Raw genomic sequence first — 15,958 nt, forward strand, 5'->3', positions numbered from 1 at the left:
GGCTTTTTTGACTATTTTCGCAAAGTCTGTTAAGGATACTCGACTTTTCATCCTCAGCACACAGGCTTACTTTAACTCAAAGATTCACCCCATAAACACATTAGGGTCCACTGAAAAGTGATTTATTATCACTTTTCAGTGGACCCTCTTTTATCATTAATCCCCTATCATCCATTCATATTGACGAAGTCTAATTTCAAACAATGTAAGAGCATTCTTATAAATTTCAGGAGTCTCTCTCATCTCGTTTAATAGTTCTTCGTTTGTATTAATTTCCACATGAGCTTCTTTTACTCGATCTTCCATTTCTTTAATAGCAGTCGAGAAGAATAAATGAATATCTCTTTCAATCGCTTTCTCAAACATCTCAAACGAAAGCATAAATTTAGAAATAACAGAGTTAGTAGTTTCAGCATAATTTTCATTTTCAATAAATTTCTTGTATTGATTATAGAGCATCGTTTTATTTTGTGGTAAAGCTCCAAAAAGCTTACCTGCACTCTTTAATAAAAATTGTGATGGGGTATGACGTAACAGAATATTTTCTCTCTCAATTCTTACTCCGCTTGTCATACGACGAATATCTCTATTCCAATCATCTAAAACCCTAAAGTCACCTTGCAAGTTGACTTTTTCTTCATTATATAAGCCATTAAAGCTTTCTGACATTTCTTCAAAAAATAATTTACAGCGTTCTAATTCGGATGTTGCATCTAAAATCCATTCTTGAAGCGATTGATAAAACCTTGGAGCAAGACGCTCTTCCATATATAGTTGAATCTTTGAATTCATTTCTTCATTTAATTGTAAATGAACTTTTCTAAAGTCACTATCTTCTTTTAACAATTCTCCACAATCTTTGAGCATTTTCGGAATATATTCTTCCATCTCAGTTTTCATATCAGATTTTAAAAGACGATACTTACTCGTAACCACATCCGCTGATTCTTTTTCGTAATCCTGCAATTGATTAATGGCCCCATTTAACTTTTTAAGCATATCTTCATTCCAAAGAATTGCTTGCTCGAGTCCAATTTCTTTATCCTGACGCTTTTGTAACAAATAAAAAATTGTTCTTCGAATAACTTGGAGCAACTTAATTGCACGTTTTTCTTTTTGATTAGAAGGTACTACTAGAGAAGCGAATAGATTAGTCATTTCATTTTCTTGACCTGCTATTTCATATTTAGACGAAAAAGAAATGACCTTCGCATTTGGCTCGTATTGAGCAATTCTTTCTTTTGTTTCTTCTACCATTCTCTTAGCTTCTTGTTTATTATAAATCGTATCTAGTTTTGTCACGACAAACGAAACTGGAAGATGGGGAGCCTGTTGTTTAATATTTAATAATATATCTCTTTCTTGCTCTGTAAATGGATCCTCAGCATCTAACACAAATAATAGACTATCTGCCAAAGGTAAAAAATCCGTTACTTCCTCTTCGTCTTTTTTCCCTCTAAAGCCAGGTGTGTCAATCAGAGTCACACTATACTTTTCAAGCAAATCTGACGGAATAGCTACATCAGTTATAAAAGTCGAATGAAGTTTTTCATCTTGATTTATCATTTCTTGAACATGGTTTAAATCTGAATCTGTATACACCTCTTGATCGGACACTAGATTCATTTCTATATGTTCTCCATGCTTGACTCTTACGGTATTTTTCGTTTCCGTTAAGAATAATTGCTCTTTTAATACCGAATTAATAAATGTAGATTTTCCCGTTCTATTAACACCAATTACTAAAACATTTTGTTTCGTAAGATCTAATATTTCTTGTATTAACCAGCGTAATCGTGTTGTGATCTCAACATTTTGCTCACTAGCCCATTCAGTTAGTTCATAGAATAGCTCTAGACTGTCCTCTAAGACATGAGGGTTATTCGCACTTTCCCAAATATTATTTTCTGAGAATTGAACAGCACGTTGCGAGATCGTATCAGGGAAGAATTCATTCCAAGCTAGCAATGCGGAATATGCCATTAAGCCTTGAGAAGGTTTTACTATATCTACCCAATTCTCCAATGCCATCGGCAAAAAGCTTGTCAATTCTTTTAATTCATATCTTCCACCACTAATTAAATCAATAAAAGTTTCCTCAAAAACTTTTGAAAGCTCTTTCCATATGGAAGACTCATTATTAGATATACTTGCTAATAGCTCATTAATGGTTATAATCCATTGCACATATTGATCATCAAACTGATAACTTTTCCATAAAGAACACGTTAATTTCTCAAAACGTGTATCGTCGATTCTATGCACATTTTCTAATACGGAAGTAAAATAGGATGGACTAATTTTTTGTGTATTACCATTTTGAGCATAATCAATTAATATATCAATCCAATAAACATCATCCGTACGATTTGCCTCTGATACAGCCAATTCTACAGCGTTTTCCCAATCTTTATTTTGCTCAAAGTATGCTCTAGCAATCTCAGTAATATGTTGATATTCTGGATTCAATGAAACAGCAGCCTTAATGTGCTTGACAGCTAGCTCATGATTGCTTTGTTCAATATATATTTGAAAAAGCTTTAAGTCTATTTCTGTTTGAAGTGTGATATTATCTGTTTGAATCGTTTTTAATGTTTCAATGGCCGTAGGTAATAAATTCAATTCAAAATAGGCATCTCCTACGTTTTTCTTTGCCCAAGATTCCAGCTCATTTGATATGTTCTCCCATTTAAAAATGGCTGCTTCATAATCTCGATATTGATAATAAACCTCACCTTGTGCAAAGCGTATATATGATAAATCTGCAAATTCTTTTTTATTTTCCTCAAGAAACATTTGACCTAACTTCTCCATTGAAGTAGCCGTATTTTCTTCATTACATAATGTTTTAAAATATGTTTTCTTACTTAAATGGTTCTCTAATGTCATATTGAAAACCCCCTTAAATTTACTTTTTAATAGAACAATTATGTAAGTGGCTATCTTAAAAGGTTTTTCTATGTATATTTACCCTTTTTTACGATACACTTTTTCTTTATTTTGATAACTGAAAATGCACAACTATTTATAAATCAATATACTAGTATCTTCAAATAACTAATAAAGAATAAGCCATATCAAGCCTCCTCTACTTTTACCCTATATTTCTATTTTAACAAACATTTTTACACATTTAATTTCAAATTGCTATCAATTACGAGACATTTCGAGATATTTCTGTAATTTATTTGATATTAAACAAAATTCTATCAACAAAAAAGAGCCCTGCGACTCATAAAAATTGAAGTCCATGCAAGGCCACTACAAAAAACGTACTGTTTCATTCTGGCTTAACACTAATATAAATTCCTTTCTTCCAAGAAACACACACAGCTAATACCGCAAATAAGGAAATAACGCTTAATACAATCAAACAAATAGCAATATTCTCTTCTGAGACCATTTTTGTAAAAAAAGATAGTATAATTACTCTCATTAATAGACCCACTAATCGAAATACACTGTCTACTCTCCCCATAATTTCGTTCGGAATACTATTCATGAATAATGTATTTCTCGCCACCCTAACACCAGCATTTCCAAGAGCAAGAAAAAACATAAGAGATAGATATAAGGGTAGATTAGCAAAAAGAATAAGTGAGATGGCCACAGCATAACAAATTACACCAAATATAATAACGATTTCATTTTTAGTTCTTCTAACCATTATTGGAATCATAATTCCAGCGAAAACAGCGCCTATGCAATATATAACACTTTCTAATGCATAAACCCAGCCCTCGCCTTGTAAAACCTCATTTATATAGACCGGAAATAAATAATTTGTTACCATAACACCTATAAATGGGATATAAGACGCTAATAAAAAGATAAACATAATCGGGCGTTTCATTAAAAAAGTTATACCTTCTGTCAGTTTAATTGGATTAGTTTCCTCCTCACAACTTGAGTTTGTTTTTTTATATTGAATTTTCTTGAAATAATATATAGCAACTAAATAGGTTAAAGAATTTAAGAATAAGATATATTCTAAATTCCACCTTGTAATAAGTATACTTGCAATACCTCCAGCTACCATACTAGAGAATTGGCTCTGCACTTCCATAGCTCCGTTAAGTTGCTTATATTGTTCACTTGTAAATACTTCTTGATTAAAGGCAAACATCGTCGGAAAGAAAAGTGTGTAATATAAGCTTCCGGTTACATAGATCACGATATATTGCCACAAGCCATAATCTATATTAGCAAAACCGGCAACCATAAAAGCAAAAATAATAATAAAACTTAACAATTCTCCTGCAATCAACAAGTTTTTTCTAGATATTTTATCAATTAATACACCAGTAAAAGGTGTAATAAAGAAATTAAAGATCGTCATACCTAACGTAACATATCCAAATATCTCATTCCCATCTTTCGATGTAACGAGTAACCACGGCACAGCAATCATTGTTATTCCTGATCCTATTGAAGATGCAATATTTGCTGCAATAATATACTGAAATTTCTTACTCTGGTAAATTGATGTCATTTTCTCCCTCCTTGCTTATAATTATAAGGAAGAAATTTTTTAACACATCAGTCTTTATTTTGAATTTTATTTCATTCTTTATATCGACAAATCTCTATCGTTCCTACATCCTAAGTCGTAGATAGCTATTCATGCAGTTCTTGTTTTAGCGCATAAATAGCTGCTTGTGTACGATCTTGAAGCTGCAGTTTAGATAATATATTAGAGACATGTGTTTTTACTGTTTTCTCTGTAATTTGAAGGGAATCTGCTATTTCTTTATTACTTTTACCTTTCGCTATTTCTTGTAACACTTCTTTTTCACGATTCGTTAGTCTCTCATTTTGTGAATTTACTAGGGAACTCTCTCTTTTCTTTCTTACATGATCCATAAGCTGCGAGGTTGCCTTTAAATCCAAAACTTGAACACCACGAGATATGTTGATAATACTTTCCGCGATTGCTTCTGGATCACTATCTTTTAATAAATAGCCATTCGCCCCTGCCTCTATTGCCGGTACTACATATTCTTGATCTGAATAGCTTGTTAAAATTAGTATTTTCAATTGCTTGTTTTCTTTACTTATTATTCTCGTCGCTTCCACACCATTCATCACTGGCATTAATAAGTCCATTAATAGGATATCAGGATTTAATTTACGTACTAATTCTACGGCTTCTTGTCCATTCTCAGCTTCCCCGATAATTTCAAAATCCTCATATGTTTGTAAAAAAGTAACCAATCCTTTTCTTACAATTGGATGATCATCAACAACGACTACTGTTATTCTCAAAATCACTTAACCTCCTAATAAGGAATAGAAACCTTTATAAGCGTGCCTTTACCAAGCTTTGAAAAAAATTGAAAATCTCCTTGCAAAACCTTTACCCTACTCTTCATATTACTTATTCCATTAGTAGGAATTTCGATATTAGGATTATAATCAAACCCATTTCCATTATCCTCGATGCTCATTTCAATTTTATTTTCATGAAAGTAATAATTGATTGTAATTTCCATTTGCCCCGCATATTTTTTACAATTATTGATCGCTTCTTGACCAATCCTCCAAAGATGTTCTTCAATATGTTTTGGAATAGTTGCTGTACCTTCGACATTGCTTCTCACATTCACTTTATGCATGTCCCCATATGCAGATAGAGCGCATACTAGTCCCTTTTCTAGTCCTTTAGGATGAAGTTGCCATATTAAAGTCTTCATTTCTGTTTGAGCTTTTTCTGCAATCATATGTATTTCTTGAAATAACTTTAACGAATTCTCACGTTTCTTACTTGATAGACCTGATTTGGCCAGGAGATTAACAGAAAATAGAAGCTGGTTAACTGAATCATGTAAATCTTGTGCTAGCCTATTCCTTTCTTCATGAACCGCTAATCTACGACTCTTTTCCGATAATCGAATTCGTTTAATAGTAGTACCCATTTGAAAGGCCACCGCTTCTAGTAAGGCTAATTCTTCCTCTTTGAAATATTCCTTCCCAGTTGATGCTACATTTAAGATTCCAAAATTTTCATTACCTGATTTAAGTGCTACAGATGCATGATGTGTTAATCCATATGTATTACCCCAATCATTGTCTTTGGCTCTTTTCAGACGCTTACATTCCACTACATTAACTGCCTTTTGTAATCGTCCATCCTGAAATCGCTCAATACAATAACAATCTTGCCCACACATCGGCTTTTCCTTTTCATTTAATAAAGCAGGAGGTAAATGCACAGATGTTTTCAGCTCTAAATCACCTTTTTCATTCATTAAAAAAATCCAACCGTTTTCAAATTTAGTGACTTTTAATAAACGAGGTAACGCTTCTGTTAATACCTCTTGCAAGCTGATACTATTATTTAATATTTCTGCAATTTCTTTTAATAGAAGTAAATTGGACAAATAATCTCTACGCTCCTTCATCAGTACACCTCTTCACCAACAATTACAATAATTAGCATTGATTCCAAATTAATTTAATAGTACCAAAAAAAACATCACCTTTCTATTGACTGACCCATTTAGGATGACACTCTAAAAAAGTAAGATCAATTTATCCTAAAGAAAAAAGCCGATTCAAACGTAAAATGCTTGAATCGGCTTTTTCTTACAATCTTCCTCAAAGGACCGGTGACGGTTTTTCTTTTAATGTGCAGGGAAGAAGATCATTTGAATTAAAAATAGTACACTGAAAATATAAATGATAGGATGTACGGATTTTGCTTTTCCACTAAATACTTTTAATATTGGATACGTAATGAAACCAAAAGCAATTCCTGTTGAAATGCTTGAAGTTAATGGCATCGATAAAATAATAACGAATGCTGGAAATGCTTCATCAAAAGCTTTCCAATTAATTTTAGTAAGGCCATCCATCATAAAGCAACCTACAATAATTAATACTGGTGCTGTAATAGCAGGTAAATTAGAAATAGCTGATATAATCGGTGAAAAGAACATAGAAAGGATGAATAAACCAGCTACGATTACTGCTGTTAATCCAGTTCTTCCTCCAGCAGCTACACCTGTTGTTGATTCAACATAAGCAGTTGATGGACTTGTTCCGAACATAGCTCCTACAGTAGTTGCGATCGAATCTCCCATAAATGCCTTTTTCGCTCTTACAATTTTTCCATTTTCCATTAAGCCTGCTTGCTCAGTAACAGCAACCATTGTGCCCGTCGTATCAAAAATAGTAACTAATAAGAAAGCAAAGATAACTGCATATAAACCATTCGTAAATACCCCACCAAGATCTAAATCAAAAAACGTTGGCATTGGTGGTAAGCTTACAAGACCATTAAACTCAAGCATTCCACAGAAGAAGCCAATAATTGTCGTAATGATCATTCCGATGAAAAATGCCCCTTGAACTCTTCTTACCATTAGAATTAAAGTAATGAATAATCCAACAATAGATAGGATGGTTACTGGCGCAGTTAAATCTCCAATTGCTACTAATGTACTTTCGTTCCCCACAATGATACCCGATTGCTTAAAACCTAAGAAGGCGATAAATAGTCCAATACCTGATGTGATTCCATATTTAATTGTTGATGGAATCGCTTCTAGAATCATTTGTCTAAGATTGCTTACACTTAATATGATAAATAAAATACCTGCAATAAAAATGGCGCCAAACACAGTTTGATAACTTAAACCTTGAGTAGCAACAATTGTAGCAAAATATGCATTTAAACCCATTCCTGGAGCGATAGCTATTGGATATTTAGCTAAAAGACCCATTATTAAAGTACCTGTTACAGTAGCAATAATGGTAGCCATAAATACCTGATCAAATGGTACCCCAACTGATGAAAGAATAGCAGGATTTACAAAAATGATATAAACCATTGTAAAAAAGGTTGTAATCCCTGCAAAAACTTCTGTTTTTACTGTTGAATTATGTTTCTTAATACCAAAAAATTTGTCTAACAAAATCTTAACCTCCGAGTAGCTAGTCATTTCTCAAAGTTAAAATGACGAATGTTTTTTAACGAACTATATTATAATATTCGTTTTTAAATTGATTTTCAAGCTATAATTCTCCGTATTTTTTTCCAGTTATAATTTCCAACTCTTTTGTTCTTTCTGATATTTCCGACTGTGTTTACTTAAGAAATCCCCTTTACTCTTAACTTTTACCTTACTTTTATTTTTATTCAAAGGGTTCTTTACATAATGTTTTTATGATGTGCACGGACTCACTTTCGACTGCTTGTTTGTACACACGATTTCCTGATTTTAAATATATTGTACATTCAGAAATAATAACTATTTAAGTAATAATAGATAAACAAAAAAACCATATGAATTATTCATTCATACGGATTTTGATTTGATTCAATATTTTTTTCTCTAATCTTGATACTTGAACTTGTGAAATACCCAATCTTTCAGCTACTTCAGATTGTGTTTGATCCTTAAAATACCTCAAATACACAATTAGCTTCTCCCTCTCATCAAGTTCTTCTAAAGCATCTTTTAGCGCAATTTTTTCAAACCATTTCGTTTCATTATTATCAGCTATCTGATCTAACAATGTAATAGGATCTCCATCGTTTTCATAAACAGTTTCATGAATAGAAGATGGTTGTCTACTAGCATCTTGAGCAAAGATAACTTCCTCAGCAGTCATATCAAGGTACTCTGCTATTTCATTGACTGTAGGTACCCTTCCATATACTTTTGATAATTCTTCTTTAGCTCGTCGAATCTTATTACCTTGTTCTTTTATCGAACGACTTACTTTTACAGTACCGTCATCTCTTAAAAATCGTTGAATCTCTCCGATAATCATTGGTACAGCATATGTGGAAAATTTAACATCGAAAGACAAATCAAATTTATCAACTGATTTCAGCAGACCGATACACCCAATTTGAAATAAATCATCGGGTTCATATCCCCTGTTTAAAAATCTTTGAACGACTGACCATACAAGTCGTAAATTAGCTTGCACAATAGTGTCTCTTGCTTCCTGATCGCCATCCTGACTATTTCGGATCAAGGCTTTTACTTCATGATCCTTCAACTGAACAGCATTCTTATTGTTTTTAACCTCCACATCCATACACATGTCTCCCTTAATTGCACAAGGCTTTGCTATTAGTTACATGTTTCTTCAATCGAATAATGGTTCCTTCACCGGGATGCGATACGATATTTAATTCATCCATAAAATTTTCCATAATCGTAAAACCCATACCTGATCGTTCTAATTCAGGCTTTGTTGTAAATAGCGGTTGTCTAGCCTCATCTATATCAGATATACCAACACCTTCATCTTTAATCATTAAATCAATAACGTTATCTTCAATACTTGCTTCAATTTTCACGGTTCCATTTGGATTACTTTCATATCCATGTATAATGGCATTTGTAACCGCTTCTGAAACCACCGTTTTAATTTCTGTTAGCTCATCCATAGTCGGATCTAATTGTGCGATAAATGCTGCAACTGTTACTCTTGCAAAAGACTCATTTTGACTTAACGCGGAAAATTCTAATGACATTGAATTTCTCAATTTAGGCAGCCCCCAATCTTTGTAAAGCACTATTTTCTGAAGATTCAAGCGCAATAATCTTAAACAGACCTGACATTTCAAATAATCTTTTCACAGCAGGTGAAATCGAACACACAATCATTTCACCTTTTTTTTGTTTAATTTGTTTGTAACGTCCAAGAATAACACCTAGACCTGAACTATCCATAAATGTCAGTTGTTCAAGATTTAAGATAATATGTTTGATTTTATATTTTTCTATTGCATTTGTAGCTTGATCCTTTAGCTCCTCAGCTGAATGATGATCAAGCTCTCCCATCAGTCTAATACAAAGAACTGCTCCTTTATTTTCAATATTTATAGCAAGACTCAAAATTATACAGCTCCCTTCAATATTCTGTATAAGGTCTTTCTATAAATAGATTGCCTTTTCCTTCCTCTTGACAAAACTAGTGGTTATTCTTATTTTTCCCTTATGATTCGAGTTATTTCCTATTTTCCACCATGTGTAAATAGACCCATCGATTTTTTAAATAATTGCCACCAGGTAGCTTTATCAATTGTTTCTTTAGCAACAATAGGTGAACTTACAATTGTTTTTCCATCTTTTTTAACAGTCAATGTCCCAATTTGGTCACCTTTTTGAATCGGTGCGGCAACTTTCTTATTTGTCGTAACCTTTACTTTATAATCTTTTGTATTTTCACCTTTTTTTGTTAAAAGTGAGATTGGCTCACTCGTTACACCAGTAACCGTTTTTTCTGTTCCTTTGCTAACCATTACTTTTTTTAGAGTTTGGTTCTTTTTATATACGGGATGTGTCATATATTGTGAAAAAGCGTAATCTAATATTTTCGTTACCTCAGCATTTCTTGTTTTAGGATTTGGAGCACCAAAAACAACTGCTATAACTCTCATATTTCCTTTTTTTGCTGTAGCAGTTAAACAATATTTCGCTTCATTCGTAAAACCTGTTTTCAATCCGTCTACACCTGGATAAAATTTAACTAATCGATTAGTATTAACTAGCCAAAATTTCTTCTTTGTATTTTCACGTAAAAATGCTTCATAAGTACCTGTATACTTAGTAATTTCACCATACTTTAATAATTCTTTACCAATCATCGCCATATCGTAGGCCGTACTATAATGATTAGTTGCAGGCAAACCTGTAGCATTTTCAAAATAAGTATTCTTCAATCCTAGTGACTTCGCTTTTTTATTCATCATTTCTACAAATGCCTCTTCTGAACCTGCAATTCTCTCTGCCATTGCAACCGAAGCATCATTTCCTGAACCAATTGCAATACCTTGTAGCATATGATGAACGGTCATTTCTTCACCTGGCTCTAAGAAAATTTGTGAACCACCCATCGACGCTGCATATTCACTAGTACGTATTTTCTCATTAAATGATAATTTTCCTTTATCTATTTCTTCCATGATTAAGAGCATCGTCATGATCTTTGTCATACTCGCTGGAGAAAGCTTTTCATTTTGATTTCTCCCGTAAAGAACAGCTCCTGTATCTCTCTCAATTAAAATTGCGGATTTTGCTTCTTCTGCTAGCTCAAGCTCTGATTTTTGTTTTTCAGCAGCATAGCTCGGTTGTATTGTCATACTAAAAATGATGAAAGTTAGTAAAATGGTGATAGAAATTTGTTTACTCTTCAAGCCCAAACCCTCCAATCTTTATATTTTTCATTTTTTCCAAACATTATACTTTTATACAAATAATTCCATAAGGACAGAAAAAAAAATAACGAGCCTTTCTCTTTTCAGAAAATGACTCGTTACTTTTTACATATCCTTCTATTTAGTAATATGACTATGGATTAATTTAGGTGCTTCCACCTTTTCTTTACTGATAACAATACTCTTATATAGTAATTCTTTAACACGCTCTATATCTTCTGTATTTGAGTGAATGGTTAGTAGTGATTCTCCTTCACTTACAGCATCGCCAATTTTCTTTTGAAGAACAATTCCTACTGCTAAGTCAATAATCGATTCTTTTGTTTCACGACCAGCACCTAGCATCATAGCTGCTGTTCCAATTTCATCAGCAATTAATTCTTTTACAAAACCACTTTCTTTAGCTGGTAATTCAAAAGTATAAGAAGCTGTTGGCAACTTAGAAGGATGATCTACAACTGATGCATCTCCACCCTGTACTTGTAAAAAGGTCTTAAACGATTGCAATGCTTTTCCATTAGCAATAACTTCTTCGAGCATTGTTCTAGCTTCCTCTAATGAGGATGCTTTTTTAGCTAAATAAACCATATAGCTACCTAATGATAAGCATAATTCTGTTAAGTCTTCTGGTCCATGTCCATTTAATGTGTCTATCGCTTCTTTAACTTCTAATGCATTACCTATCGCAAATCCTAACGGCTGACTCATATCAGAAATGATAGCCATTGTATTACGCCCCACATTATTCCCAATGCTTACCATCGCTTCAGCAAGTTTTACAGCATCTTCTTCTTCTCTCATAAAAGCGCCTGCTCCAGTTTTAACATCAAGAACAATGGCATCGGCTCCAGCAGCAATTTTCTTACTCATAATTGAGCTTGCAATTAATGGGATGCTATTAACAGTAGCTGTTACATCACGCAAAGCATATAGCTTTTTATCCGCCGGTGTTAAGTCTCCTGTCTGTCCGATAACTGCTAATTTACTGTCATTTACTATCTCGATAAATTTCTCTTTAGAAATTTCAACTGTAAAACCAGCTACTGATTCTAATTTATCAATAGTTCCTCCAGTATGTCCTAAACCTCTTCCAGACATTTTCGCTACAGGAACTCCCACTGCTGCAACAAGTGGTCCCAATACTAATGTCGTAGTATCCCCTACCCCACCTGTAGAATGTTTATCCACCTTTATTCCTTCGATCGCACTTAAATCGATAACGTCACCTGAATGAACCATTGCAAGTGTTAAATCTGCTCGTTCTTTTTCTGTCATACCATTAAAATATATAGCCATAAGCATACTGCTCATTTGATAATCTGGAATTGTACCATTTGTATAATTTTCAATGATAAATTGAATTTCTTCTGTAGTTAATTCATGATTATCTCTTTTTTTAGCTATGAGGTCTACCATTCTCATACTAACACCACCCAGATTTCTTACAGATTTTTAATTAATTCTTTAACATATTGAAGGAAAGTGCTTTTTACTTTTTCTGTTGTTTCAATAACTTCTTCATGATTAAGAGGTTGATCTAAAATACCAGCAGCCATATTCGTAATACAAGAAATTCCTAGGACACGCATGCTACAATGGTTTGCCACAATTACTTCTGTAACTGTCGACATACCTACAGCATCCCCTCCTAATGTTCTTACCATTCTTACCTCTGCAGGAGTTTCATATGTAGGACCTGTTAACCCTAAATAAATACCCTCTTGAATCGATATATTTAATTCCTTCGCCACTCTTCTTGCTAACGCTTGGAATTCAGGATCATAGGCTTTTGACATATCCGGAAAACGAGGACCAAATCTCTCATCATTAGGTCCGATAAGAGGATGATCACCCATAAAATTAATATGGTCTGTAATTAACATTAAATCACCTGGTGTGAAGTTTTCATTTACACCACCAGCTGCATTGGTAACGATTAATTTTTCAATACCCAATAATTTCATTACACGAACTGGGAACGTAACCGTCTCCATAGAATAACCTTCATAATAATGGAATCTACCTTGCATAGCCAGTACTACTTTTCCTGCAATTTTTCCAATTACTAATTGGCCACGGTGCCCTTGAACGGTAGAAACTGGAAAATTCGGGATATCACTATAAGAAATAGCCACCGCATCTTCTATTTCGTCGGCTAAAATACCTAAACCAGATCCTAAAATCAAACCAATTTCAGGAATTTCTGTAATTTTTCCTTTAATAAATTCTGCTGATTGTTTCGCACGATCGTACATTCTTGCTCCCCCTTATTTTAATTGTGATAAAAAGCTTTCCCCATGTTTTGGCATTGTTACATTGAAATTGTCAGCAATTGTTGCTCCAATGTCAGCAAATGTTTTATTAACAGGTAGTTGTTTTGGGTCTGTTAATTTTTTTCCGTACACTAATAAAGGTACATATTCACGTGTATGATCTGTTCCATGATGTACAGGATCATTTCCATGGTCTGCAGTAATAATTAATAGATCATCTTCTTTTAATTCATCAAGTACTTGTGTTAAACGTGCATCATATTCTTCTAATGCTTTTCCATAACCAATTGGATCTCTTCTATGACCATACATAGCATCAAAATCTACAAGATTTAGAAAACTTAAACCTGTAAAATCTGTATGTAAAGTTTCCATTAACTTATCCATTCCATCCATATTAGATACAGTTCGTAGAGATTTCGTAACCCCTTCTCCATCATAAATGTCTGAGATTTTACCAATTGCTAACACATCGTAGCCACCATCTTTTAATTCATTCATTACAGTACGTTCAAATGGCTTTAATGCATAATCATGACGGTTAGGCGTTCTTGTGAAGTTTCCTGGTTCACCCACGAACGGACGTGCGATGACGCGACCAATCATATATTCTTCACGTAATGTTAATTCTCGAGCAATTTTGCAAATAGAGTATAATTCTTCAAGAGGTACAACATCTTCATGCGCAGCAATTTGCAGAACAGAATCAGCTGATGTATAGACGATGATTGCTCCTGTTTCCATTTGTTCTTGACCAAGTTCATCTAATATCCCTGTTCCGCTAGCAGGTTTGTTTCCAATGATTTTTCGACCTGTTTTTTCCTCTAACTCGGTAAGTAATTCCTGAGGGAAACCGTCTGGAAATACTCGGAATGGTGTAGGGATATTAAGGCCCATAATTTCCCAATGACCAGTCATTGTATCTTTCCCATTTGAAGCCTCTTGCATTTTTGTATAGTAAGCCAATGGCTTTTCTGCTTTTTCTACACCAGGAATTTGCTCAATATTACTTAAACCCAATTTTCCCATGTTCGGCATGTTTAAACCATTCATTTTTTCTGCAATATGTAATAATGTATGTGATCCCTCGTCGCCAAATTCCTTCGCATCAGGAGCTTCGCCAATGCCCACTGAATCCATGACCACTAAAAATACACGATTAAATTTATTTTTTTCACTCATTGTTAATCCTCCTATACTCTGTCTACCACTACTGTCGTCCATATCACGAAAAGCAAATTTTTACTAAACCCATAGACCATCTACCATTCATAATATACATATATTACCCAACACATAAAGTTTTAATTATGCTTTATATATAAGATACACTCTATTATAGTCAGATGTCTGACGACTGCACAATATAAAAATTCTACTTTATTAAAGTACTTTTCACGTTCCATTAATAATTGTAATAATATGCTATCAAACCGCTAATACAAAAGATGTACTTTTATTCTAATACGACATTACCTTGTTATGCTAATGTTTAGATTATCATTTCTACGCTCTCCAACTTATAGCAACTTATTTTCTAATAAAAAAGCATGTATAATGATGATTCTCATCTATTACATGCCTTGTTCACTAATTCTATTAACCTATTAGGCTCTTGGATGATACTTTGAATAAACATCCTTAAGTCTAGTATTTGTAATATGTGTATATATTTGTGTTGTTGAAATATCTGCATGGCCAAGCATTTCTTGGACAGAACGTAAATCAGCACCATTCATTAATAAATGTGTGGCAAATGAATGTCTAAAGGTATGTGGTGTTAATTCCTTTTGAATATTTGCTTCTTGAGCTAATCTTTTTAATATTTTCCAAAATCCCTGTCTAGATAGTCTTTGCCCATGATGATTTAAAAATAATGCATCAGTCGTATATTGCTTTCTTGCGAGCATAGGTCTCCCTTTCGATAAATATCGATCGACTGCCTTTAATGCTGTTTGCCCAATTGGAATAATTCTTTCCTTATTCCCTTTACCAACACATCTGACAAAACCCATAGCACTATGAACATCCGATAGGTTTAATTGAATTAGCTCGCTGACGCGCATTCCAGTGGCATACATAATTTCTAACATAGCTTGATCACGTAATCCAAATCCATCTGAACCTTTTGGAGATTCCATCAAGGCTTCAACTTCTTCCATACTTAATACTTTTGGTAGTGTTCTTTCTTTTTGAGGCGTATCAATATGTACGGAAGGATCCTGCTCAGTCTGTTTATCTCTTAACAAAAATTGATGCAAAGATCGTATCGATGCGATATGTCTCGCAATCGTTCTCGAAGATTTTCCTTCTTCTTTAAGTTTAGCTAAAAATTGAATAATTGTTACCCTATGTACATCGTTCCATGTAGTGATTTGTTCAACTGTTTGAATATACTTTAAATAGGATCTTAAATCTCGCTCATACGAAACTAGTGTGTTTTTTGCTAGGCCTTTTTCCACTGTTAAAAAGTGAATAAAATCTCTTAATCCATCTTCCATACTGA

13 protein-coding genes are annotated in these 15,958 nt (G+C 33.6%); all 13 read right to left on the reverse strand.

Going from position 1 to position 15,958, the window contains the following annotated elements:
* Positions 1 to 156: 156 nt before the first annotated feature.
* Positions 157 to 2,889 (reverse strand): dynamin family protein, encoded by a 2,733-nt coding sequence (locus BN349_RS23745; RefSeq protein ID WP_019242101.1) that lies wholly within the window; start codon positions 2,887 to 2,889, stop codon positions 157 to 159.
* A 391-nt stretch (positions 2,890 to 3,280) separates the two neighbouring features.
* Positions 3,281 to 4,492: an MFS transporter gene (locus BN349_RS09695; RefSeq protein ID WP_019242102.1), complete on the reverse strand. Its 1,212-nt coding sequence runs from the start codon at positions 4,490 to 4,492 to the stop codon at positions 3,281 to 3,283.
* 125 nt (positions 4,493 to 4,617) lie between these two features.
* Positions 4,618 to 5,259, reverse strand: a complete 642-nt coding sequence (locus BN349_RS09700; RefSeq protein WP_187370318.1) for a response regulator — start codon at positions 5,257 to 5,259, stop codon at positions 4,618 to 4,620.
* A 20-nt stretch (positions 5,260 to 5,279) separates the two neighbouring features.
* Positions 5,280 to 6,401 (reverse strand): GAF domain-containing sensor histidine kinase, encoded by a 1,122-nt coding sequence (locus tag BN349_RS09705; RefSeq protein ID WP_019242104.1) that lies wholly within the window; start codon positions 6,399 to 6,401, stop codon positions 5,280 to 5,282.
* 222 nt (positions 6,402 to 6,623) lie between these two features.
* Positions 6,624 to 7,943, reverse strand: a complete 1,320-nt coding sequence (locus tag BN349_RS09710) for an NCS2 family permease (RefSeq protein WP_187370316.1) — start codon at positions 7,941 to 7,943, stop codon at positions 6,624 to 6,626.
* Between the two features lie 349 nt (positions 7,944 to 8,292).
* Positions 8,293 to 9,051 carry an RNA polymerase sporulation sigma factor SigF gene (gene sigF / locus BN349_RS09715; RefSeq protein WP_019242106.1) on the reverse strand — a complete coding sequence of 253 codons (759 nt, stop codon included), beginning with the start codon at positions 9,049 to 9,051 and terminating at the stop codon, positions 8,293 to 8,295.
* A gap of 13 nt (positions 9,052 to 9,064) precedes the next feature.
* Positions 9,065 to 9,505, reverse strand: a complete 441-nt coding sequence (gene spoIIAB / locus BN349_RS09720) for an anti-sigma F factor (RefSeq protein WP_019242107.1) — start codon at positions 9,503 to 9,505, stop codon at positions 9,065 to 9,067.
* A 1-nt stretch (position 9,506) separates the two neighbouring features.
* The gene (spoIIAA, locus tag BN349_RS09725; RefSeq protein WP_019242108.1) at positions 9,507 to 9,857 is read right to left on the reverse strand and encodes an anti-sigma F factor antagonist; all 351 of its coding nucleotides are present in this window, start codon (positions 9,855 to 9,857) and stop codon (positions 9,507 to 9,509) included.
* A gap of 119 nt (positions 9,858 to 9,976) precedes the next feature.
* Complete coding sequence (locus tag BN349_RS09730) at positions 9,977 to 11,104, reverse strand: D-alanyl-D-alanine carboxypeptidase family protein (protein ID WP_051024227.1); 1,128 nt, start codon at positions 11,102 to 11,104, stop codon at positions 9,977 to 9,979.
* Between the two features lie 192 nt (positions 11,105 to 11,296).
* Positions 11,297 to 12,601, reverse strand: coding sequence for a pyrimidine-nucleoside phosphorylase (locus tag BN349_RS09735; RefSeq protein ID WP_019242110.1), 1,305 nt, complete (start codon positions 12,599 to 12,601; stop codon positions 11,297 to 11,299).
* 20 nt (positions 12,602 to 12,621) lie between these two features.
* Positions 12,622 to 13,434 (reverse strand): purine-nucleoside phosphorylase, encoded by an 813-nt coding sequence (locus BN349_RS09740; RefSeq protein WP_019242111.1) that lies wholly within the window; start codon positions 13,432 to 13,434, stop codon positions 12,622 to 12,624.
* Positions 13,435 to 13,446: 12 nt separating this feature from the next.
* Positions 13,447 to 14,634, reverse strand: a complete 1,188-nt coding sequence (gene deoB / locus BN349_RS09745; protein WP_019242112.1) for a phosphopentomutase — start codon at positions 14,632 to 14,634, stop codon at positions 13,447 to 13,449.
* 425 nt (positions 14,635 to 15,059) lie between these two features.
* On the reverse strand, positions 15,060 to 15,953 hold the full coding sequence (gene xerD, locus BN349_RS09750; protein ID WP_019242113.1) for a site-specific tyrosine recombinase XerD: 894 nt from the start codon (positions 15,951 to 15,953) through the stop codon (positions 15,060 to 15,062).
* Positions 15,954 to 15,958 lie beyond the last annotated feature (5 nt).

The organism is Bacillus sp. AP8 (genome assembly GCF_000321185.1).
Classification (GTDB): Bacteria; Bacillota; Bacilli; order Bacillales; family DSM-1321; genus Bacillus_AD; species Bacillus_AD massilioanorexius.

Excerpts from the sequence above, each read along its gene's own strand:
- deoB (WP_019242112.1), bottom strand. The coding sequence starts at position 14,634 with ATGAGTGAAAAAAATAAATTTAATCGTGTATTTTTAGTGGTCATGGAT.
- BN349_RS09705 (WP_019242104.1), bottom strand. The coding sequence starts at position 6,401 with ATGAAGGAGCGTAGAGATTATTTGTCCAATTTACTTCTATTAAAAGAA.
- BN349_RS09740 (WP_019242111.1), bottom strand. The coding sequence starts at position 13,434 with ATGTACGATCGTGCGAAACAATCAGCAGAATTTATTAAAGGAAAAATT.
- BN349_RS09710 (WP_187370316.1), bottom strand. The coding sequence starts at position 7,943 with ATGACTAGCTACTCGGAGGTTAAGATTTTGTTAGACAAATTTTTTGGT.
- BN349_RS09695 (WP_019242102.1), bottom strand. The coding sequence starts at position 4,492 with ATGACATCAATTTACCAGAGTAAGAAATTTCAGTATATTATTGCAGCA.
- BN349_RS09730 (WP_051024227.1), bottom strand. The coding sequence starts at position 11,104 with ATGACAATACAACCGAGCTATGCTGCTGAAAAACAAAAATCAGAGCTT.
- sigF (WP_019242106.1), bottom strand. The coding sequence starts at position 9,051 with ATGGATGTGGAGGTTAAAAACAATAAGAATGCTGTTCAGTTGAAGGAT.
- xerD (WP_019242113.1), bottom strand. The coding sequence starts at position 15,953 with ATGGAAGATGGATTAAGAGATTTTATTCACTTTTTAACAGTGGAAAAA.
- BN349_RS23745 (WP_019242101.1), bottom strand. The coding sequence starts at position 2,889 with ATGACATTAGAGAACCATTTAAGTAAGAAAACATATTTTAAAACATTA.
- BN349_RS09735 (WP_019242110.1), bottom strand. The coding sequence starts at position 12,601 with ATGAGAATGGTAGACCTCATAGCTAAAAAAAGAGATAATCATGAATTA.